The organism is Prevotella mikamonis, from assembly GCF_055381405.1.
The window spans coordinates 498,320-520,973 of the sequence record NZ_AP035785.1 but is presented as its reverse complement, the minus strand read 5'-3'; the positions used below and the strand labels follow the sequence as shown (position 1 = coordinate 520,973).

Sequence of the window (22,654 nt, the reverse complement as noted above, 5' to 3'; positions counted from 1 at the left end):
TATCATGAAGAAATTCGGCCTTATCCATCTATTACTGCTCTTTGCATGTATTTTCTCCAAAGTACATGCACAAGAATTCCGAGACTGTTTCCGAGACAGCACCTTGCGAATCGACTACGCTTTTGCCGGTAATGAGAGTACCCAAAGTATTTCCATCGACCAGCTCAACATGTCTCCCCGCTGGTACGGCAAGAGAAAAAGACTAGCAGAACTTCCTGTAGAAGGCAACGGGCAGATTACCGTCAAAGTTCATCGTACAGGGAAAATCATCTATAAAAACTCTTTTTCCTCCCTGTTTCAGGAGTGGTTAAGCTATGACGAGGCCAAGACCGTCAGCAAATCTTTTGAAAACGTACTACTGATTCCGATGCCGAAGGACACCGTTGACGTTACCATTGATTTACGGAATAACAGGCGACAAATCGTAGCAACACTGACCCACCGGATTGTTCCGTCCGACATTCTCATCAAGCATATCGGATTCAGAGACAAGACACCATACGAAACGCTGTCTGCACCTAAAGATACAAACTGTTGTATTCGTATAGCTTATATTGCCGAAGGGTATCAGGAAAGCGAGATGCCTGCATTTATTGAGGATGCAAAAAAGGCTATGGACATACTGTTCACCTACGAACCATTCAAATCGTACAAAGACCGCTTCCATGTCATTGCAGTAAAAGCTCCTTCACGGGAAAGCGGAACGAGCGAACCTGGAAAAGGAATTTGGAAAAACACAGCCCTCCACTCGCACTTCGACACGTTCTACAGCGACCGCTATCTCACGACACTGCACCTGAAAGAATTACATGATTGGTTAGCCGGTCTGCCCTACGAACATATCATTGTGTTGGTGAATACAGACAAATATGGCGGTGGTGGCATTCTCAATTCATACAACTTGACAGCCGCCCACCATCGGCTGACTCCCCAAGTCGTCGTCCACGAATTCGGACATAGCTTTGCCGGACTTGGCGATGAATATGGGTACGAATTTGAGCAAATACCAATGTATCCGCACGATGTTGAACCTTGGGAGCCTAACCTGACCACACTGGTCGACTTCCAGCACAAGTGGAAAGACATGCTGGGAAAAAACACCTCCATTCCTACCCCTGCAACAGAAAAGAACAAGGACAAGGTGGGTGTCTACGAAGGAGCAGGATATGCGCTCAAAGGTGTATACAGGCCGATGATGGACTGCCGTATGAGAACCAACGAATATCCATACTTCTGCCCTGTATGCGAGAGGGCATTGCGCAGACTCATCCAGTTCTATACCGAGTAGTGAGACTATTTTCCCACTACGATTCGTAACTGAGGAAATTGCAAAGGCTTTGCAGCAATGCTGCAAAGCCTTTGCAATTTTGCTGCCTCATCCCAACAGGAAAACTGCCGAGGCCCTGCACTAAATCACTGTCAAAAATGTGGGTTTATCAGTTGACTGTAATATGGAAACAACCCTGATGAACTTCATATTTAATATAGCATTTATTCGCCTTCCGAATATCATCCAAGACTTCACTCAAAATCCATTTCAGCGTGTCATTCTGCACTTTACGCCTCGCTTCACCCGGACGCTCTACCGTCTTGTACCTATTATAGCATATATCAAATGTCGTACCATACAAATGACAACTGTTCTGAGTGGCATTTCCATTATGGCTACGCAAGCGAGACACATCGTCTTTGCTGCGCATCACACTCGTAACGATAATCTTGTGCAAAGGAATACCTTTCACCTGGAGACTGTCAAAATACGTACGCCCGATATCCTGCAAGAGCACAGCAGCCTTGGGTACTAAATAAGGAATACTGCTGCGGAGACGGTCGACATAGAAATAGGGATTGCTCCCAACATATACCAATTCGGCCTTTCTATGCTCAGCCTCATCACGGTTGCGAACTGGCTGAACACCCCATTTCGTTGCAGCCTTCAACTGCACGTCGTTCATATCGGGGAATGCCTTGCCAAAGTGTGGGACACTATAAATACGATGCGGTTTTTCACCGTCCCTCAAATAGACTCCGCCTTTAGAAACATTCTCTGCCAAAGCCAAACGCCCCGCACCGAGGGTATCTACCCCGATACTATCGGCAACTGCCTGTGCCATATCCACATCGGCCTGTACGGTATCGGCAGCTACGCTTGGGAAAATGCAGCGAATAGCCCCCAACACGACGACGACGATTCCAAATCCCTGTAAATATCTGTTTTTACTGATTTTCATATATCGGAAAGTATGTTGTCATGAAGAGCCAATCTCATCTCAAAGCAGTACACAGACCACACAAATGATTTGAAACTCTTCAGAACGTATTGATGCAAAGTTAATAAAAAGAAAAGAGAGCAAAGAGAGGCCAAAAGTAATTTTTCATTATTTATCATTTCAAAATATATTTTCTTGTCACATTCATTGGAATTTCGTATTTTTGCATCCAAACAAAGTATCAATAACGTTGATAGAGAAGCATATTGTTTTAGAAGATATTGACCCTGTAGTATTATATGGGGTAAATAATAGTCATCTTCAGGTCATAAAATCGCTATTTCCCAAGTTAAGAATTGTCGCCAGAGACAACGTGATTAAAGTTTTGGGCGATGAGGAAGAAATGGCCGCCTTTGAAGAAGACATTGAGCGCATGCGTAAACACGTACTACGCTTCAACGCCATCAACGACGAAGACATCCTCGATATAATCAAAGGGAAACAAACCAAGGAAGAAGCTGTAAAAGGAGTCATCGTATACAGCATCTCCGGACGCCCTGTGAAAAGCCGTTCAGAGAACCAACAAAAACTGATTGATGCTTTCGAGAAAGATGATATGATTTTCGCCGTCGGTCCGGCAGGAACAGGTAAGACCTACCTGAGTATCGCATTGGCCGTCAAAGCCCTGAAAGAAAAATCGGCAAAAAGAATCATCCTGAGTCGGCCGGCAGTAGAGGCCGGCGAGAAACTAGGATTTCTTCCCGGAGACATGAAAGATAAGATAGACCCTTATCTGCAACCGCTATACGATGCACTGGAAGACATGATACCTCCTATCAAGCTGCAAGACATGCTGGAGAAACACATCATACAGATTGCACCTTTGGCCTTCATGAGAGGAAGAACACTGAGCGATGCCGTCGTCATCCTCGATGAAGCACAGAATACCACACCCCAACAAATTCGGATGTTCCTCACCCGCATGGGATGGAATACCAAGATGATTATTACCGGAGACATGACTCAGGTAGACTTACCTAGGGAACAAAAAAGCGGATTGAGGGAAGCACTGTCCATCCTTTCCAACACCGAGGGGATATCGGTTATCAAGATGGATGGGAAAGACATCGTCAGACACAAGCTCGTGACAAGAATTGTTGCAGCGTTTGACGCCTATGACAAGAGCAACAGCATGTCCGACAAGCGGATGAAGCATTCGGACAAGGAGCGAAACAACATTTCTACGGATACAGACAACGGAAATCCTATTAATTACAAAATAAAATGAAAGCATTAACAAAGACCGAGTTCCATTTCGATGGACAGAAGAGTGTTTACCATGGTAAAGTCCGCGATGTATATGACATCAACGACGACGTGATAGTAATGGTTGCTACCGACAGAATCTCTGCTTTTGATGTCGTTTTGCCAAAAGGTATTCCATTCAAGGGCCAAGTGTTAAATCAGATTGCAGCAAAGTTCCTCGATTCTACGCAGGACATCTGCCCCAACTGGAAACTGGCAACTCCCGACCCCATGGTTACTGTAGGTCTGAAATGCGAAGGATTCAGAGTAGAGATGATTATCCGCTCCATTCTTACGGGTAGTGCATGGAGAGCCTACAAAGAAGGATGCAGGGAACTGTGTGGCGTAAAGCTCCCGGAGGGTATGAAAGAAAACCAGAAGTTCCCGGAGCCGATTGTCACTCCGACCACAAAGGCCGACGAAGGACACGACATGAATATCTCTAAAGAAGAGATTATTGCGCAAGGAATCGTCAGTGCAGAAGACTATGCCGTGATAGAAGACTATACGAAGAAACTCTTTGCACGCGGACAAGAAATTGCAGCCAAGCAAGGACTGATACTCGTCGATACAAAATATGAATTCGGAAAGCGTGGTGGCAAAATCTATTTGATTGACGAAATCCACACACCCGACTCCAGCAGATACTTCTATGCAGACGGATACGAGGAGAAGTTTGCCAACGGAGAACCACAGAAGCAGCTCAGCAAGGAGTTCGTTCGCCAATGGCTGATAGAGCATGATTTCATGAATGAGCCTGGCCAGACCATGCCGGAGATTACCGATGAATATGCAGACAGCGTCAGCGAGCGCTACATCGAGCTATACGAACACATTACAGGCGAGACTTTCAACAAAGCAGCCGTAAGCGACGATATAGCTTCACGCATAGAAAAGAACGTGAAGGAGTATTTGGCTTCACGCCAATAAGTAAGCACCATTTAAATCATTCCACAGAGTGTATAAACAAGAAAAAATTATTCCATACAACGGAAACGGGCGTAAAGGCGAGCATGTAGAACAGATGTTTGACAACATTGCTCCTACGTATGACACGCTGAATCACCGGCTCTCATGGGATATTGATAAAGGATGGAGACGGAAAGCCATCAGCCATTTGGCAGCTTACCACCCCCAAACGATACTCGATATTGCCACCGGAACGGGAGATTTTGCCATTCTATCGGCCCAGATGTTGAAACCGGTTTCATTGATAGGAGCAGACATCTCTGAGGGAATGATGGAAATAGGCCGTCAAAAAGTAGAAAAAGCAGAATTGGGGAACATCATTACGTTTCAAAAAGAAGACTGCATGAACCTCAGTTTCCCCAACGATACTTTTGATGCCGTGACAGCAGCCTTTGGCATTCGTAACTTCGAAAATCTGGATCAGGGACTCAAGGAAATGTACAGAGTCCTGAAAACCGGTGGGCATCTGTGTATCATTGAACTGACAGAACCCGTCTCCTTTCCTATGAGAAACCTTTTCAGAATATATTCACACACCATACTTCCCCTCTACGGGAAAATCATCTCCAAAGATGATAGTGCATATAAATACTTGTCTGCAACGATAGAAGCATTTCCACAGGGAGAGACGATGATGAATATATTGAAACAAGCCGGATTTTCCAAGACGAGTTTCAAGAGACTGACATTCGGTATCTGCACACTATATACCGCAGAAAAATAAACAACTGGAGCTAAACACTGTATCTATGGATAAGTACGGACTAATAGGATACCCGCTTGGACATTCTTTTTCTATAGGTTTCTTCAACGAGAAATTTGAAAATGAAAACATCAATGCTGAGTACATCAACTTTGAGATTCCTGACATCGAGAACCTGCCGGAGATTATAACCTCCAATCCTGAACTGAAAGGACTCAACGTTACTATACCTTATAAACAAAAGGTTATGCGCTATCTTGACCATATGAGTCCGGAAGCCAGGGAAATCGGGGCTGTCAATGTCATAAGGGTCGAACACAAAGGCAAGAATACTATCTTAAAAGGATACAACAGCGACGTAATCGGCTTTACCAAGAGTATAGAGCCTCTATTGGAATCTTTTCATAAGAAAGCACTGATTCTCGGTACAGGCGGAGCTTCCAAAGCCATAGAATATGGCCTGAGGTCGCTCAATATAGAAACCCTACTTGTCAGTAGGACGAAGAGACCGGATGCCATACAATATGAGGATATTACACCGGACGTCATCCATGAATACAACGTGGTTGTCAATTGCACCCCATGCGGGATGTATCCCAAAGCAGACGAATGCCCTGACCTACCCTACGAAGCTATGAATACGAAAACCCTTTTATACGATTTGATATACAATCCGGACGAAACACTCTTTATGAAAAGAGGTCTTGAATATGGAGCTACTGTAAAAAACGGCCTAGAGATGTTGCTATTGCAGGCATTCGCAAGTTGGGATTTCTGGAATGAAAACGAATAATATTATGGACAATAGATACATGATGCGCGGTGTGAGTGCCGCCAAAGAAGATGTGCATAACGCCATCAAAAATATAGACAAGGGTATTTATCCCCAAGCTTTTTGCAAGATTATCCCTGATATTCTCGGTGGAGATGCAGAGTATTGTAATATCATGCACGCGGATGGAGCAGGCACAAAGTCCGCACTCGCCTATATGTATTGGAAAGAAACCGGCGATATCGATGTCTGGAAAGGTATTGCCCAAGACGCTATCGTCATGAATACCGACGACTTGCTCTGCGCAGGTGCAGTAGACAACATACTGGTTTCCAGCACCATCGGACGAAACAAGATGCTCATTCCCGGAGAGGTCATATCGGCCATTATCAATGGCACAGACGAACTACTGGCCGAAATGCGGGAGATGGGAATTGGAATCTGGCCGACCGGAGGTGAGACTGCCGATGTAGGCGACCTCGTCAGAACTATCATCGTAGACTCTACCGTTACCTGCCGTATGAAAAGAAGTGATGTCATCGACAATGCCAATATCCGGCCGGGAGATGTCATTGTAGGACTCAGCTCCACAGGACAGGCAACATACGAGAAGACATATAATGGCGGTATGGGAAGCAATGGCCTGACGAGTGCACGCCATGATGTATTTTCAAAGTATCTGGCCCAGAACTATCCTGAAAGCTATGACGCCGCAGTTCCGGAAGAATTAGTATATAGCGGTAAATATAAACTTACGGATGACGTAGAGGGAAGTCCGCTGAACGCAGGCAAGCTAGTGCTCTCTCCCACCCGTACTTACGCCCCAGTAATCAAGAAAATCCTGGACCAGCTACGTGCGGAAATACATGGAATGGTACATTGCACAGGCGGAGCACAGACAAAGGTACTCCATTTTATCAATGATAATTGCAAGGTTATCAAAGACAACATGTTCCCAATTCCCCCATTGTTCAAAGCCATCAAGGAATGTAGCGGCACGGATTGGAGAGAGATGTACCAGGTATTTAATATGGGACATCGCATGGAAATCTATGTAGCTCCTGACGTTGCGGAAAAGATTATCGAAATAAGTAAATCGTTTAATATTGATGCACAGGTTATCGGACGTATAGAAGAAGGCGAAAAATCGCTGACCATCCATTCTGAATACGGCATCTTCAACTATTAATACAACAATTATATTAATACAACAATTATAATAACATTTAAGCAAATACTATATGCCAGAATACAGCAGCTTGCTAGACAAACTAGATGGGCTTGAAAGCAGATATGAAGAGGTCTCAACACTCATTACCGACCCAAATGTCATTTCTGACCAATCCAGATATGTAAAACTGACAAAAGAATATAAGGACTTGGGCGATATCATGGATGCTCGGAAGAGATACATCAATTGCCTGAATGCCATCAAAGAGGCCAAAGACATCATGGCCAACGAGAGCGATCCCGACATGAAGGAAATGGCCAGAGAGGAACTGAATGCAAACGAGACGCTCCAACCGAAGCTGGAAGAAGAAATCAAGATAGCCTTAGTGCCTAAAGATCCGGAAGATACCAAGAATGTACAAATGGAAATAAGAGCCGGTGCAGGAGGTGATGAAGCTTCGCTATTTGCCGGAGACTTGTTCAACATGTACAAGAAGTATTGCGATTCAAAGGGATGGAACTTATCAATAACGGCTGTTTCAGAAGGAGCTGTAGGTGGCTTTAAGGAAATAGATTTTGCTGTCAGTGGCGACGGGGTATATGGTATCTTGAAATACGAAAGCGGTGTACACCGTGTACAGCGTGTTCCTGCAACAGAGACCCAAGGACGTATGCACACAAGTGCAGCAACGGTTGCCGTATTGCCTGAAGCCGACAAATTCGAAGTAAACATCAATGAAGGTGACATCAAATGGGACACCTTCAGAAGTTCCGGTGCAGGTGGTCAGAATGTAAATAAGGTTGAATCGGGCGTGCGTCTGAGGTATCCTTGGAAGAATCCGAATACGGGAGAAACCGAAGAAATACTCATCGAGTGTACTGAAACACGAGACCAGCCTAAGAATAAAGAACGCGCACTCTCCAGATTACGTACTTTTATTTACGACAGAGAACATCAGAAATATGTAGATGATATTGCCAGTCGTAGAAAAAGTCTGGTATCTACTGGAGACCGTTCGGCTAAAATTCGCACATACAACTTTCCACAAGGTCGCGTCACAGACCATAGAATCGGATATACCACACATGATCTACAAGGATTCCTAGGTGGAGATATACAAGCTATGATTGATGCTCTGACCGTAGCAGAGAATACCGAAAAGATGAAAGAAAACGAATTGTAAGAATATGGAACGCAAGCAACTGATAGAACAAATTATTACCAAGGGTTCGTTTCTATGTGTAGGTCTTGACACAGACATCAAGAAAATTCCTACTTGCCTTCTAGGCATGGAAGACCCTATCTTTGAATTCAATAAAGCTATTATCGATCATACAGCGCCTTACTGTGTTGCCTATAAGCCTAATTTGGCCTTCTATGAGAGTCTGGGCATCAAGGGAATGATTGCTTTTGAAAAGACAATAAATTATCTAAAAAGGAATTATCCAGAGCAGCTCATCATAGCCGATGCCAAAAGAGGCGATATTGGGAATACCAGTACTATGTATGCCCGTACATTCTTTGAAGAATATGATGTTGACGCACTAACAGTTGCGCCTTACATGGGGGAAGATAGTATTACTCCATTCTTAGCATACAAGAATAAATGGGTCGTTGTTCTGGCACTTACAAGCAACAAAGGCTCATATGATTTCCAATTGATGCAAGACTCGAACGGACAGCGATTGTTCGAACAAGTACTGAAGAAAACGCAGGAATGGGGTAATATAGACAACATGATGTATGTCGTCGGAGCAACCCAAGGCAGTTTGTTTGCAGATATTCGAAAGATTGTACCAGACCATTTCCTATTAGTTCCAGGGGTTGGAGCACAAGGTGGAAGCCTACAAGAAGTATGCAAATATGGCATCAATAAGGACTGTGGACTGCTCGTCAACTCTTCCAGAGGCATTATCTATGCTAGTTCTGAAGATGATTTCGCCGTTGTTGCCGGTGAGAAAGCCAAAGAATTACAAGAACAAATGAAAACTGAATTAGACAAGCTCTAAAGTGCTGGATGAACGATAGTAAAATTATCAACGATCCAGTCTTTGGGTTTATCAAGATACCAACGGGCCCACTGCTTGATATTGTGAACCATCCTCTTATGCAGAGGTTGACTCGTATCAAGCAATTAGGCTTGGCTTCGGTGGTATACCCAGGGGCTCAACATACTAGATTCCAGCATTCACTGGGTGCTTTTCATCTCATGAGTGAAGCCATCTCTTCATTGCAACAGAAGGGAGTATTCATCTTTGACAGTGAGGCTGAAGCCGTACAGGCTGCCATTCTCATGCACGATATTGGTCATGGTCCTTTCTCTCATGTGCTGGAAAACACCCTGATTCATGGTATTTCGCATGAAGAAATATCATTGATGATGATGGAACAAATCAATAAAGAAATGAATGGCGAACTAAATCTCGCTCTCCAAATCTTTAAAGATGAATATCCCAAACACTTTCTGCATCAACTGATAAGCAGTCAACTCGATATGGATAGACTTGACTACCTTAGGCGAGACAGCTTCTTCACAGGCGTAACAGAAGGAAATATTGGCAGTGCCAGAATCATTAAGATGCTCAACATGGTTAATGATGAGCTGGTCATAGAACAAAAGGGAATTTACTCCATAGAAAACTATCTTACATCAAGACGACTGATGTACTGGCAAGTGTATCTTCACAAGACTGCCGTTGCATACGAAAGAGTTTTAGTCAATCTCTTACTTCGGGTCAAGCATCTGGCTTCTCATGGGGAAGATATTTTTGCATCTCCTCAATTACGCTACTTCCTATATAATGATATAGACGCCTCTTCATTCAAAAAAGACGAGAAAGCACTTCGCTTTTATGAAATGCTGGACGATAATGATATTTGGAGCAGCATCAAAGTATGGACTCAACACTCTGACATTATCCTGTCTACCCTTGCTAATAATCTGATTAAAAGGAATATCTTTAAGGTAGAAATACACGATGAACCATTATCCCAGAAGGAAAAAGACAATTTCTTACATGAATTGGCACAAAAACTTAATATAGACAAGGAGGACGCACACTATCTTTTTAGTGAAGTGGAGATACAAAAAGACATGTACGAACTTGATGAAGACCATATTTCGATACTATACAAAGATAATTCTATCAAGGATATCAGTGAGGCCTCTGACATATTAAAAGTTTCACTACTTTCCCAAAAAAATCGCAAATATTATATTTGTTATCAGAGAATATAAATAATAATTGCTATATTTGCACTATTAATACAACCTGATTGATGAAGATGGAATTTACCGCACAACAAATTGCCCAAGTAGTACAGGGGCGTGTAGAAGGTGACAAAAACGCGACTGTTAACTCTTTTGCCAAAATAGAAGAAGGTACTCCTGGCGCAATTTCCTTTCTGTCAAATCCGAAATATACCCATTATATATATAGCACCGAATCAAGTGTTGTATTAGTAGACGAATCCGTCGTACTAGAAAAACCAGTAAAGGCGACACTGATTCGTGTCAAAAGTGCTTACGAATCTGTAGCAAAACTCCTGCAAGTATACGAAGCTTCAAAGCCCCAAAAGACCGGTATTGACAGTCTTTCTTTTATTTCACCGACAGCCAAAATTGGTAAAGACGTATACATCGGTGCATTTAGCTATATTGGAGAGAATACTTGTATCGGTGATGGATGCCAGATTTATCCGAATACGGTAGTTGGAGATAACGTTACCGTAGGCAATAAATGTCTCCTATACCCACATGTCACTATCTATCAAGGATGCAAGGTTGGTAATCGTGTTACCCTACATGCCGGTGCTGTCATTGGTTCAGACGGCTTCGGCTTCGCACCCAATGCCGACGGATACGACAAGATTCCTCAAATCGGTATCGTCATCATAGACGATGATGTTGAGATTGGAGCAAATACTTGTGTCGACAGATCGACAATGGGAGCTACCAGAATCAAGAAAGGAGTCAAATTAGACAATCTTGTACAAATAGCCCATAACACTGAGATTGGAGAAAACACTGTCATGTCTGCCCAGGTAGGTGTTGCCGGTTCTACAAAAATTGGAGACTGGTGCATGTTTGGAGGACAGGTAGGTATTGCCGGCCATGCTAAGATTGGCAACAAGGTTTTCCTTGGTGCTCAGAGTGGTGTTCCTGGCAATATCAAGGATGATTGTACACTCATCGGGACTCCCCCTATGGAGCCAAAAGCATATTTCAAATCCCAAGCTATCTTCCGTAAACTCCCGGAAATGTACAAGCAACTGAGTACATTACAAAAGGAAATAGAAGAACTAAAAGGAAAACTATAAAGATTAAGATACTATATGTCAAAACAAAGGACACTCAAAGGAAGCTTCTCACTTTATGGTAAAGGACTGCATACCGGCTTAAGCTTAACTGTCACATTTACACCGGCAGCAGAAAACACTGGCTATAGAATTCAAAGAATTGACCTAGACGGTCAGCCCGTTATAGATGCTATTGCAGAGAATGTCATAGATACACAGCGAGGAACGGTATTAGCTAAAGGCGATATCAGAGTCTCAACCGTCGAGCATGGAATGTCGGCCTTGTATGCTATGGGTATAGACAACTGTCTCATCCAAGTGAACGGCCCGGAATTTCCCATTCTTGACGGCTCAGGTGCCATGTATGTACAAAAGATTCTAGAAGTTGGAATCGAAGAACAGAATGCTGAAAAAGACTACTATATCATTCGTCACAAGATAGAAGTAAAAGATGAGAAAACCGGTTCGACCATCACTATACTTCCAGACGACCAGTTTAGCATCACAGCCATGTGTTCTTTCAATTCCAAATTTATCAATAGCCAGTTTGCAACACTTGATAATATTGATAAATTTGCTACAGAAATAGCTCCTGCCAGAACATTCGTTTTTGTCCGTGACATAGTTCCACTATTGGAAGCCAACTTGATTAAAGGTGGCGACTTGGACAATGCTATTGTCATCTACGAGAAAGAAGTATCACAAGAAAAGCTCGACCAACTTGCCGACGTATTGAATGTACCTCACATGGATGCTACTAAAATCGGCTATATCCAGCACAAACCATTGATGTGGGAAAACGAATGTACCCGGCATAAATTGCTCGATATTATCGGTGACATGGCCTTAATAGGCAAACCTATCAAAGGTAGAATCGTCGCAACACGTCCAGGACATACCATCAATAATAAGTTTGCCCGTCTCATGCGCAAAGAGATTCGTAAGCACGAGATTCAAGCACCGATATACGATCCCAATGAAGAACCTCTCATGGATAATATACGCATAAGGGAATTGCTACCCCACCGTTATCCCATGCAGTTGGTCGACAAGATTATATCCATGGGTTCTACCAGTATTGTCGGCGTCAAGAACGTCACAGCCAACGAACCTTTCTTCGTAGGACACTTTCCACAAGAACCTGTCATGCCAGGAGTTTTACAAATTGAAGGTATGGCACAATGTGGAGGAATACTCGTCTTGAGCCAGTTGGAAGAGCCGGAGAGATGGTCTACCTACTTCATGAAGATAGACAATGTCAAATTCAGACAGAAAGTAGTACCTGGAGACACCCTGCTCTTCAAAGTAGAATTACTACATCCTCTACGTCATGGCATCAGTTCCATGAAAGGATATATGTTTGTAGGCGACAAGGTTGTATCAGAAGCAACCTTCACTGCCCAGATTGTTAAGAATAAATAAACTAGCTCCACGAGATATATGAATCAAATAAGTCCATTGGCATTTGTTCATCCAGATGCAAAATTGGGAGACAATAATATTATTGGTCCTTTCTGTTATATAGATGCCAATACAGTGATTGGAGATAATAATAATCTCCAGAACAGTGTCACTATCAATGTCGGTGCACGCATTGGCAACAATAATGAGATTTTCCCAGGAGCCAGTATCAGCACCAAACCACAAGATTTAAAGTTCAAGGGTGAAGAGACTACTTGTGTTGTTGGTAATAACAACAGCATTCGTGAGAATGTAACCATATCTCGTGGAACAGCATCAAAAGGCGTCACTATTGTCGGCAACAATAACCTTTTGATGGAAAACATGCACGTAGCTCATGATTGTGTACTTGGAAACAACCTGATTATCGGCAATTCTACCAAGTTTGCGGGAGAAGTTACGGTCGATGATAACGCTATCATCAGTGCAACAGTGCTATGCCATCAATTCTGCAAGATAGGAAGTTACGTTATGATTCAAGGCGGAAGCAGATTCTCACAAGACATCCCACCATATATTATCGCAGGCAAAGAACCCATTCGCTATGCAGGAATCAACATTGTAGGACTTCGGAGACATGGATTTAACAATGAACTTATCGACCTTATCCATGAAGCTTATCGTTTACTGTATAGCAAAGGAGTTTTAGCAGAAGGAATCCAGGAAATCCAAAACAACTTGCAGATAACTCCGGAAATCCAATATATCATAGACTTTGTGAAAACCTCAAAGCGTGGTATTATTCGATAAATGGACAATACGTTAGTTGTCGTCTTAGGACCGACCGGAGTTGGGAAGACAGAACTTTGTATTGATTTGGCCAAGCATTTCTCTTCCCCCATCGTTAATGCAGATTCTCGCCAAATCTTTGCGGAAATGCCTATTGGCACCGCAGCCCCAACCCTAGAACAGCAGAACATCGTAAAGCACTATTTCGTCGGTAATCACAAGATTACCGACTACTATAGTGCTGCCATGTACGAACAAGATGTTCTGCAACTACTCCCCACCCTTTTTAATACTCATCATTCCAAAATCGTATTGACAGGCGGCAGTATGATGTATATAGATGCCGTGTGCAAAGGAATAGACGATATACCTACCGTCACGCCAGAGATACGAGAACGTGTCATGGAAATCTACCGACAGGAAGGCCTGGAGCATCTTGTCGATATGCTCCGACAGCTAGATCCGGAACATTGGGCTATCGTTGATAAGAAGAATCCCAGAAGAGTCATCCATGCCATCGAAATTTGTATGATGACAGGAAAGACTTACTCATCTTTCAGAACCAATACAAGCAAACAACGTCCTTTCAATATTGTCAAGATAGGATTGAACAGAGAGCGAGACATTCTTTATGAGAGAATCAATGAGCGTGTTCTCCAAATGATGGAGCTTGGACTTTTGGAGGAGGTCAATTCCCTACTTCCATACAAGGATTTAAATTCCTTAAACACAGTAGGATACAAAGAATTATTCAACTATATCGACGGGAATATTCCACTAGAAGAAGCTGTCAGGCAAATACAATCGAACACAAGAAGATACATGCGCAAGCAACTCACTTGGTTCAAAAGAGATTCAGACATAACCTGGTTTTCTCCCGACAACATTAAAGAAATTATAAATTATATCGAAAGCAAGTCATAGATTGTCTCTTAATTCGTACATTTGCAAAGAGTTCCACTACATTCACCATCACGAATAAGGGGCAATAGCTCAATAATCCTATTATGAACAAAATGAAAAGTATTATCAACCGATGTATTGATTACTGCAAAATGTTTTGGGCATGGTACAAGAACCAATACCAAGGACAACCCTGGTATCGAAAAACCATCACAGCATTTTGTTCCGCAATCATAGCTTTTATCCTATACTTAGGGTTAGTAGACATGAACTTCCTCTGGCTGTTTGGTAAAAGCCCTGGCTATTTTTCCGGCATTATGGATCCCCAAACCAGCCAGGCTTCAGAAATCTACAGTGCTGATGGTAAACTCATTGGTAAATACTTCAACGAAAATAGAACTCCGGTCAAATACGACGAAATCAATCCTAGCTTCTTCAAAGCCCTCATTGATACCGAAGACGAACGTTTCTACAAGCATTGGGGAATCGACCCCATCGGCCTTTTCGGTGCAGTCAAAGATGCTATTCTACGACACGATGCCCGCGGTGCATCTACCATCACCCAGCAATTGGCCAAAAACATGTTCAGAGTCAGGACTCAATATTCTACAGGGTTGCTGGGCAAGATACCTGGTATCAAGATGCTCATCATGAAGAGTAAAGAGTGGATTATAGCCCTCAAGCTCGAAACCGTCTACAGTAAAGAAGAGATTCTTACCATGTATGCCAATACGGTAGACTTCGGTTCAAACTCCTACGGAATCAAGACTGCAAGCAAGACCTACTTCAATACCACTCCTAGAGAGATGACTACCGAACAGGCAGCCGTATTAGTGGGTATGCTGAAGGCCACAACCTATTACAACCCCAGAAGCAATCCGAAGAACAGTCTAGCCCGACGAAATACCGTACTCAATAATATGGTGCGTCATGGCGATTTGTCCAGAAGTGTCTGTGATTCGCTAAGTGCCCTCCCTATCAAACTCGATTTCAGGGTAGAAGAAAACTACGACGGCCAAGCCAAATATTTCCGCGAAGCCATCTCTAACTATCTGAAGAGTTGGTGTGAGGAAAGTGGATACGACCTCTATAGCAGCGGTCTCAAAATCTACACGACTATTGATACCCGTATGCAGAAGTATGCTGAAGAAGCTGCTACCAAGCAAATGCGCCAAGTGCAGCAAAACTTCAATAACCATTGGGGCAAGAACGACCCGTGGGTAGACGAAAAAGGAAAGATTATCCCTCATTTCATTGAGGATATAGCACAGAGACAGCCTGTCTATAAATATCTGCTGTCGAAATATCCCAATAATCCTGACTCTATCAACTACTACCTAAACAAGCCCCACACAGTCAAGTTGTTTGATTATACGAAGGGTACGATAGAGAAAGAGATGTCTACCATGGACTCCATCCGCTATATGGTCCACTTCATGCACTGTGGCTTCGTGGCGATGGAACCACAGACCGGAGCTGTCAAAGCATGGGTCGGCGACATTGACTTCATGTCATGGAAATACGATAAGGTTACCGCCATGCGCCAACCGGGTTCTACTTTCAAGCTCTTTGTCTACACCGAAGCAATGAACCAGGGACTTACGCCATGCGACAAACGCCGAGACGAGTATATCTCCATGCAGGTATTCGACAAGAAACAGAATAAAGAAGTGACTTGGACTCCGTCCAACGCAAACGGTTCTTTCAGCGGCGATAGCATGCCCTTGAAGAGTGCTTTTGCCAGAAGTATCAATTCGGTAGCTGTCCGCTTAGGTCAAGAGATGGGTATACGCAGAATCATAGAGACTGCTCACAAGATGGGTATCAAGAGCCCCTTAGACGAAGCCCCCTCCCTGTCTTTAGGTTCCAGTGATGTCAACCTTTTGGAAATGGTCAATGCCTATTGCGTTGCCGCAGCCAATGGAGTGCACCATGAGCCAGTACTCGTTACCAGGATTCTAGACAAAGACGGCCACGAAGTCTATACCGGACCGACAACTTCCGAACAAGCAATCCCCTATCGAAGTGCTTTCCTCGTACAACAACTGCTACAGGCAGGTATGCGTGAACCAGGTGGAACAAGCCAGTCACTATGGGGCTACGTCGGAGATTACCGCGATACCGAGTTCGGCGGAAAGACCGGAACATCCAACAACCACTCCGATGCGTGGTTCATGGCTGTCAGCCCGAAGCTGGTCTGCGGTGCATGGGTAGGCGGTGAGTACCGCAGTATCCATTTCCGAACCGGAGCACTGGGCCAAGGTAGTCGAACTGCATTGCCTATATGCGGCTACTTCTTGAAGTCTGTCTTTGCCGACCCGGCATTCCAGGCCTATCATGGAAAGTTCGACAAGCCTAAGGATGATAATATTACAAGCGACATGTACAACTGTCAGAGCTATTATCAACCGGCTAAGCGAGACACTACCCAACAAGATTCCATTATGTCGACCGATGAAATTATACTCGACGAGAACGGTAATCCTGTTATCAAGACTACTACCGGAGACAAGGGGAAAGCAACTGAGCAACAACCTGAGAAGAAGGAGAAACCACATGAAGAAGAAGTAAACTTCGACAATCTCTAAACCACTTCTCCCCCAGCACTTTCATTCTCCATTTACTGCAGAGTCTTTTCAGCAATACTGTTGAGCCTCTGCAGTAATGCTGCAAAAGCCAAACAGCATCGCTGCTAATGCTTTGCAGTAAACGACCAGGAAACAGGCCCATTGACAAAGTACACCGGACGGGGACAGAACCCCCTCTCCCTTGCCCTGAATTAGATTATTTCAACCCATATAGCCATTTACACTCTGTAGCCCATGCCGGATAGTAAACAAAAGAACATCGATACTTCGCAGATAGATCTCAATAATCCAGAGTTCCAAAATGCGTTGCAGATTGTTCAATATACTCACCAATCGCTCTTTCTTACCGGAAAGGCGGGGACCGGCAAATCTACTTTCCTACGCTACCTGGCAGCCTCTACTCGCAAGAAACACGTCGTCCTTGCCCCCACAGGCATCGCTGCCATCAATGCCGGAGGCTCTACTCTCCACAGTTTCTTCAAACTTCCTTTCCACCCCCTGCTGCCCGACGACGTCAGGTATAATGCACGGAATATCAGGGACACTTTGAAATATAACAAGGAGAAAATCAAACTGATAAGAGAAGTAGAGCTCATCATTATCGACGAAATTTCAATGGTGCGTGCCGACATTATAGATTTCATTGACAAAGTATTGCGCATCTATAGCCGCAACATGCGCGAACCTTTCGGAGGAAAACAACTGCTCTTCGTCGGCGACATCTACCAGCTAGAACCAGTATTGAAGGAGGAAGAACGTCAACTTCTTCAACCTTACTACCCTTCCAAATACTTCTTTGATGCCCGCGTTTTCCGCGAGTTCCAACTGGTTTCCATCGAATTGCAGAAAGTATATCGGCAATCCGACCCTGCATTCATCAACATCCTAGACCACATCAGGACAGCCCAAGTGGGCAATGCTGACCTAAACCTGCTGAACACCAGATACAATCAAGAAGAAATATCTGAACAGTCCAAACTCATCATCACCCTATCCACCCATCGCGATACGGTAGACTACATTAATAAAGAACACTTGGATAAACTTGATGGCACACCATCCATATTCTATGGCATCATCGAAGGAGAGTTCCCCGAGAGCAGTCTTCCTACCCCGATGGAACTGGAACTGAAAGTCGGCGCACAGGTTCTGTTTATCAAGAACGACCGCGAGAAGCAATGGGTCAATGGTACACTGGGTACTGTCATAGGACTCGATGACGCACAAGAAGGACACATCTACATATTGACAGAAGACGGAAATGAGGTAGATGTAGAGCAGGAAATATGGAGTAATGTACGATATACCTTCAACGAGACTGAGAAGAAGATTGAAGAAAACGAAGTTGGAACTTATCGGCAGTTCCCTATCAAACTGGCTTGGGCCATCACAATCCATAAAAGTCAGGGACTCACGTTCTCGCAAGTCAAGATAGATTTATCCGACGGAGTGTTTGCCGGCGGACAAACCTATGTAGCTTTGTCGCGCTGTACATCGCTCAATGGGCTGTATCTCCAGCAACCCATCAAGCGCGAAGATATATTTGTGAGGAATGACGTTGTCAATTTTGCCCGTAATTATAATAACGCACGACAAATCAACAAAGTATTACAGCAGAGCAAAGCCGATAAGGAATATGCAGAAGCTGTGGACTGTTTCAACAAGGGAGATATGCAAGCTGCACTCGACAATTTTTTCCTGGCCATACACAGCAGATATGATATAGAGAAGCCTGCTCCCAGACGTCTCATCAGAAAGAAGCTCAACACCATCAATGTGCTGCAGTCCAAGATAGAAACCATAGAGTCGCGGTTAAAGGAACAGGAACAGATGCTAAAAAAATTAGCCGTAGAATATTTCGTGATGGGAAAAGAATGTGAACACGAACACATGACGGCCGCAGCTATCAAGAATTATGAAAAGGCACTGCAACTATGCCCTGACTACCCGGAAGTAAAAAGAAGGCTGAAGAAACTTCAGCCTAAAGACCAACCTAAGGTTTGATTGCTCCCGAATACGGCAAGCTAAAATCAAACTTTTCGCATAATACCTGATAGATTCTCTGCACCGGAAGCCCCATCACATTATAGTAACTTCCCGACAAAGCAGTCACTCCTATATACCCTATCCATTCCTGAATGCCATAGGCCCCAGCCTTATCCATGGGGTGATATTGCTCTACATAGTAATCTATTTCCTGAGAAGTGAAGGTCTTAAAAGTGACTTCGGAGACGACCTTAAAACTCTCGGAAAGCACCAAGGAGGTCAGAGACACGCCCGTCACCACCAGATGTTTCCTTCCGCTCAAATATCTCAACATCTCTTTGGCAGCTTTTGCATCATGCGGCTTGCCCAAAATTTGATTATCCAAGATGACAACCGTGTCGGCCGTCAGCAACAAATCGTCTGCCGCCAAGTCGCCTATATAGGCAGCAGCTTTCTTCCTTGACAGAAACAACGGTACTTCCTCGGCTGCAATATCCTGAGGATACGACTCGTCGATACCTGACTTGACCATGACTTGGAACGGGATATTCAATCCTGCCAACAACTCCTTACGACGAGGGGAATTACTCGCCAATATCAAATTATATTTCATCTTCTGTATCTATTTACCATCCAAAAGCCCTGTTGTCTTGCATCCATTTACCTTGTACACGCAAGACCTGTTCTATGACATCGCGTCCACATCCCTGTCCACCTGCATATTGGCTAATATAAATGCTGATGTCTTTAATATCCGCACACGCATCTTTCGGACAACAGGGACAGCCCACCCTCCTCATGATTTCGTAGTCGGGAATATCGTCTCCCATATAGAGAATATTCTCATCGGACAAGTTGTATTTCTGTAAAAACTCATCGTAGGTCTTGATTTTCACACTGCAACCCATGTAAACATCTTCCACGCCGAGCCGTTCATAGCGCAGTCTGACAGACTCGGTTGTCCCCCCTGTCAGAATAACTATCCTGAGACCGAGTCGCATAGCCAGCTGTATGGCATATCCATCTTTGATATTGACCGTACGCAGTGGCTCAGCATCAGAAGCCAACGTAATGGTCTGGGCAGATAAGACGCCATCTACATCAAAGACGATAGCCTTTATCTTTTCTAAATCGTAAGGTATCATAAACTTATTTTTCTTGAATATTCGATGACAACATAATACTATGAGACATCTTATCATAAATTTCTTGCATGAGTGTATTACTGCTTAACAAGCCACTCTGCATCTCAATCACTTTCTCATCGTGCCGAGCTGCCGGACCGGTCTGCGCTTCATGCGGCGCTATAGCGTGTACCTTCCTGACGGTCTCGTCTATCAATGGCAACATAACGCTGAAAGGTATACCGTATGGCTGGAGTATCTTGGCAGACAAGTCAAAACAGTGATTCACGAAGTTACAGGCAAAGACAGCTGCCAGATGCAAATACTTCCGGTCGGCAGACGACATGTCATACACATGAGCAGAGACACTCTCAGCAAGCCTTCTCAACACAACAAGCGAACCCGTATCGCTCGCCTCTATGAAACACGAGATGGTATGAAAATCCAAACTGGCATTCTTGGAGAATGTCTGCATGGGATATAACACCCCATATCGCTTGGCCTTGCCATCAAAAATATTCATAGGCAGACTTCCGGCTGTATGCACAAAGAGAGCTTCCTCACGCCCCCGGCACAATGAAGCTATGACATCAGCCACCACATCGTCTTTCAACGATACGATATAGACTTCTGCATCAGTGACAAGATTATCTATCTGATTAGTCGGGACTGATTCTATTCGCTCGGCCAAGAGACGGGCAGATTCGGCCGTACGGCTATATACCTGAACGATGTGATGGCCCGCAGCATACAAAGCACAGCCCAGATGAGTCGCCACATTACCAGCCCCTAACAGTACAATCCTCATCTATACGCTATTTTAGGTACTTTACCTGTTCCCACTTCAGCATCTCCTCGGACTGAGGTTTGCGTACATCCGCAGGATGACCGACAGCCAACACACACAATACATCCTGACTCTGATGCAAATGCAAAAGTCTCTGAATGACGGAGTTAGAACTCGTTCCGTCTTTCTGATGTCGGCCTCGAATCTGTATCCAGCAACTGCCTAGTCCTAAATCTTCTATCTGATATTGCATACTGATGGCAGCAATAGCCCCATCTTCTATCCAACAACTGTTTTGCTCAGCATCTCCTACAACCACAATAGCCATTGGAGCGTCCGCCAAGAAAGCGCTTCCAGCATCCTTAGCCATCGACATTTCCTGCAATACTGCGGCATCCGTAACCACAATAAATTGCCACGAACGCTGATTTTTCGAAGTAGGCGACATCAAGGCTGCTCTGAGAATCAGGCGTAAATCTTCTTCCGAGACATGCTCGTCAGTAAACCTACGATGGCTGCGCCTACAGGCTACTAAGTTTTTAAATTCATCCATCATTCCTAATATATATTTTACAAAGGTAACCAATCTTCATATAAATCGTATTCATAAGTTTGACTTTTACGAAATATTTGTTATTTTTGCGACATGGTCGGAGTAACTGTCAGAATCATATCGAAAAGCGTAGACTTACCGGACATTGAATATCGGAACTTCTTTCATAGCAAGGATTTTTTCAATATCGTGAAACTCTCTCCGGAACAGATACCTTACATGGCAGTGGCAGAAAGAGATGGTGTATGTATAGCCCACCTGCTTGCCACTGTCAGAAGAAGAGGTTCGTTGCTTCCCCCCTATCTATATTCACAAGGAAGAGTGTTTGGAGAAGGTGAATATAAAAATGAGAACGAGAAAGCCGAATTATTTGAATTGCTACTGAAGGCCATCACCAAGAAACTGAGGAGAAGGCTCTGCCTATATATAGAGTTCAGCGATATCAGCCAAAAGATGTTTGGCTACAAGGCTTTCCGACACAACCACTACTTCCCTGTCAGCTGGCAAGAAATCCATAACTCACTTCACAGCAAAACACCAGAGGAAAGACTAACCGCTAAACAATTAAAGAGGGTAAGCAGGATTTATCAATTAGGACTGGAGACTCGTGAGGTAGCAAACAGCAAAGAGTTGAGCCAACTGTATAGATTATTCAGAGGATATTACAGAACACGGCTCCATCGGTTTCTTCCATCAGAACAGCATTTCCACCAACTCTATCAAAGTCCACATGCTAAATGCTTTGTTACGACATATAAAGACAACATCATTGGTGGAGCAGTGTGCGTGTATTCCGACGGAAATGCCTATCTCTGGCATTTCGCTTCCAAAAAGAAGAGATACCCACGCCTTCATCCAAACTTCATGACTGTATGGAATACACTTAAATATGCTCACAGTCACAACTATGCCCACCTCTTCTTTATGGATGCAGGATTACCATTCAAGCGAAATCTCGTCAGAGAGTTTACCCTAAGTTTTGGTGGCAAGCCCGTAGCCAAGTACAGATGGTTCAGATGCTCCATACCGTGGATTAATTCATTTCTGGCATGGATATATAAAGAGTAATACTGATATTGACAATATATACATTA

21 protein-coding genes are annotated in these 22,654 nt (G+C 43.9%); 16 read left to right on the top strand and 5 right to left on the bottom strand.

Annotated elements, in window-relative coordinates; translation table 11 throughout:
- Positions 1-4 precede the first annotated feature (4 nt).
- Positions 5-1,288: a M64 family metallopeptidase gene (locus ACZ42L_RS02245; protein ID WP_464716494.1), complete on the top strand. Its 1,284-nt coding sequence runs from the start codon at positions 5-7 to the stop codon at positions 1,286-1,288.
- 148 nt (positions 1,289-1,436) lie between these two features.
- Here the strand turns inward: ACZ42L_RS02245 and ACZ42L_RS02240 are convergent, their stop codons facing one another.
- Positions 1,437-2,231, bottom strand: a complete 795-nt coding sequence (locus tag ACZ42L_RS02240) for a DUF5715 family protein (protein ID WP_464706539.1) — start codon at positions 2,229-2,231, stop codon at positions 1,437-1,439.
- A 229-nt stretch (positions 2,232-2,460) separates the two neighbouring features.
- Here ACZ42L_RS02240 and ACZ42L_RS02235 point away from each other — a divergent pair, with 229 nt between their 5' ends.
- The 14 genes from ACZ42L_RS02235 to ACZ42L_RS02170 all read left to right on the top strand — a co-directional run bounded on the left by ACZ42L_RS02235 (position 2,461) and on the right by ACZ42L_RS02170 (position 19,114).
- Positions 2,461-3,498, top strand: coding sequence for a PhoH family protein (locus tag ACZ42L_RS02235; protein ID WP_464716493.1), 1,038 nt, complete (start codon positions 2,461-2,463; stop codon positions 3,496-3,498).
- Positions 3,495-4,445 carry a phosphoribosylaminoimidazolesuccinocarboxamide synthase gene (locus ACZ42L_RS02230; protein WP_464716492.1) on the top strand — a complete coding sequence of 317 codons (951 nt, stop codon included), beginning with the start codon at positions 3,495-3,497 and terminating at the stop codon, positions 4,443-4,445. The genes ACZ42L_RS02235 and ACZ42L_RS02230 overlap by 4 nt, the downstream gene beginning before the upstream one ends.
- A gap of 28 nt (positions 4,446-4,473) precedes the next feature.
- Entirely contained in the window at positions 4,474-5,208 is a 735-nt protein-coding gene (gene ubiE, locus ACZ42L_RS02225) for a bifunctional demethylmenaquinone methyltransferase/2-methoxy-6-polyprenyl-1,4-benzoquinol methylase UbiE (protein WP_464716491.1), read from the top strand.
- A gap of 25 nt (positions 5,209-5,233) precedes the next feature.
- Complete coding sequence (locus ACZ42L_RS02220) at positions 5,234-5,980, top strand: shikimate dehydrogenase family protein (RefSeq protein ID WP_464716490.1); 747 nt, start codon at positions 5,234-5,236, stop codon at positions 5,978-5,980.
- Positions 5,981-5,984: 4 nt separating this feature from the next.
- Complete coding sequence (locus ACZ42L_RS02215) at positions 5,985-7,148, top strand: AIR synthase-related protein (RefSeq protein WP_464700368.1); 1,164 nt, start codon at positions 5,985-5,987, stop codon at positions 7,146-7,148.
- Between the two features lie 52 nt (positions 7,149-7,200).
- Entirely contained in the window at positions 7,201-8,313 is a 1,113-nt protein-coding gene (prfA, locus tag ACZ42L_RS02210) for a peptide chain release factor 1 (protein ID WP_464706534.1), read from the top strand.
- Positions 8,314-8,317: 4 nt separating this feature from the next.
- Positions 8,318-9,139 carry an orotidine-5'-phosphate decarboxylase gene (gene pyrF / locus ACZ42L_RS02205; RefSeq protein ID WP_464716489.1) on the top strand — a complete coding sequence of 274 codons (822 nt, stop codon included), beginning with the start codon at positions 8,318-8,320 and terminating at the stop codon, positions 9,137-9,139.
- Between the two features lie 8 nt (positions 9,140-9,147).
- Complete coding sequence (locus tag ACZ42L_RS02200) at positions 9,148-10,368, top strand: HD domain-containing protein (RefSeq protein ID WP_464716488.1); 1,221 nt, start codon at positions 9,148-9,150, stop codon at positions 10,366-10,368.
- A gap of 47 nt (positions 10,369-10,415) precedes the next feature.
- Positions 10,416-11,450, top strand: coding sequence for a UDP-3-O-(3-hydroxymyristoyl)glucosamine N-acyltransferase (gene lpxD / locus ACZ42L_RS02195; protein ID WP_464703921.1), 1,035 nt, complete (start codon positions 10,416-10,418; stop codon positions 11,448-11,450).
- Positions 11,451-11,465: 15 nt separating this feature from the next.
- The gene (locus ACZ42L_RS02190; RefSeq protein WP_464700362.1) at positions 11,466-12,851 is read left to right on the top strand and encodes a bifunctional UDP-3-O-[3-hydroxymyristoyl] N-acetylglucosamine deacetylase/3-hydroxyacyl-ACP dehydratase; all 1,386 of its coding nucleotides are present in this window, start codon (positions 11,466-11,468) and stop codon (positions 12,849-12,851) included.
- Positions 12,852-12,869: 18 nt separating this feature from the next.
- A complete protein-coding gene (lpxA, locus tag ACZ42L_RS02185; protein ID WP_464700360.1) occupies positions 12,870-13,640 on the top strand; it encodes an acyl-ACP--UDP-N-acetylglucosamine O-acyltransferase in 771 nt (256 codons plus the stop codon).
- Entirely contained in the window at positions 13,641-14,543 is a 903-nt protein-coding gene (miaA, locus tag ACZ42L_RS02180) for a tRNA (adenosine(37)-N6)-dimethylallyltransferase MiaA (RefSeq protein ID WP_464700359.1), read from the top strand.
- A gap of 83 nt (positions 14,544-14,626) precedes the next feature.
- Positions 14,627-17,110, top strand: a complete 2,484-nt coding sequence (locus ACZ42L_RS02175) for a transglycosylase domain-containing protein (RefSeq protein ID WP_464703399.1) — start codon at positions 14,627-14,629, stop codon at positions 17,108-17,110.
- Positions 17,111-17,344: 234 nt separating this feature from the next.
- Positions 17,345-19,114: an ATP-dependent DNA helicase gene (locus ACZ42L_RS02170; RefSeq protein WP_464700355.1), complete on the top strand. Its 1,770-nt coding sequence runs from the start codon at positions 17,345-17,347 to the stop codon at positions 19,112-19,114.
- Here ACZ42L_RS02170 and ACZ42L_RS02165 read toward each other — a convergent pair.
- From ACZ42L_RS02165 to ACZ42L_RS02150, 4 genes are read right to left on the bottom strand one after another with little or no spacing between them, the layout of a single operon-like run.
- On the bottom strand, positions 19,104-19,709 hold the full coding sequence (locus ACZ42L_RS02165) for a Maf family nucleotide pyrophosphatase (protein ID WP_464700353.1): 606 nt from the start codon (positions 19,707-19,709) through the stop codon (positions 19,104-19,106). The genes ACZ42L_RS02170 and ACZ42L_RS02165 overlap by 11 nt on opposite strands.
- 13 nt (positions 19,710-19,722) lie before the next feature.
- Positions 19,723-20,241, bottom strand: a complete 519-nt coding sequence (locus ACZ42L_RS02160) for a KdsC family phosphatase (protein ID WP_464700352.1) — start codon at positions 20,239-20,241, stop codon at positions 19,723-19,725.
- Positions 20,242-20,245: 4 nt separating this feature from the next.
- Entirely contained in the window at positions 20,246-21,028 is a 783-nt protein-coding gene (locus ACZ42L_RS02155) for a Rossmann-like and DUF2520 domain-containing protein (RefSeq protein ID WP_464703397.1), read from the bottom strand.
- 7 nt (positions 21,029-21,035) lie between these two features.
- Positions 21,036-21,563 (bottom strand): nitroreductase family protein, encoded by a 528-nt coding sequence (locus ACZ42L_RS02150; RefSeq protein ID WP_464700348.1) that lies wholly within the window; start codon positions 21,561-21,563, stop codon positions 21,036-21,038.
- 90 nt (positions 21,564-21,653) lie between these two features.
- Here ACZ42L_RS02150 and ACZ42L_RS02145 point away from each other — a divergent pair, with 90 nt between their 5' ends.
- Positions 21,654-22,628, top strand: a complete 975-nt coding sequence (locus ACZ42L_RS02145) for a GNAT family N-acetyltransferase (protein ID WP_464706524.1) — start codon at positions 21,654-21,656, stop codon at positions 22,626-22,628.
- Positions 22,629-22,654: the final 26 nt, after the last annotated feature.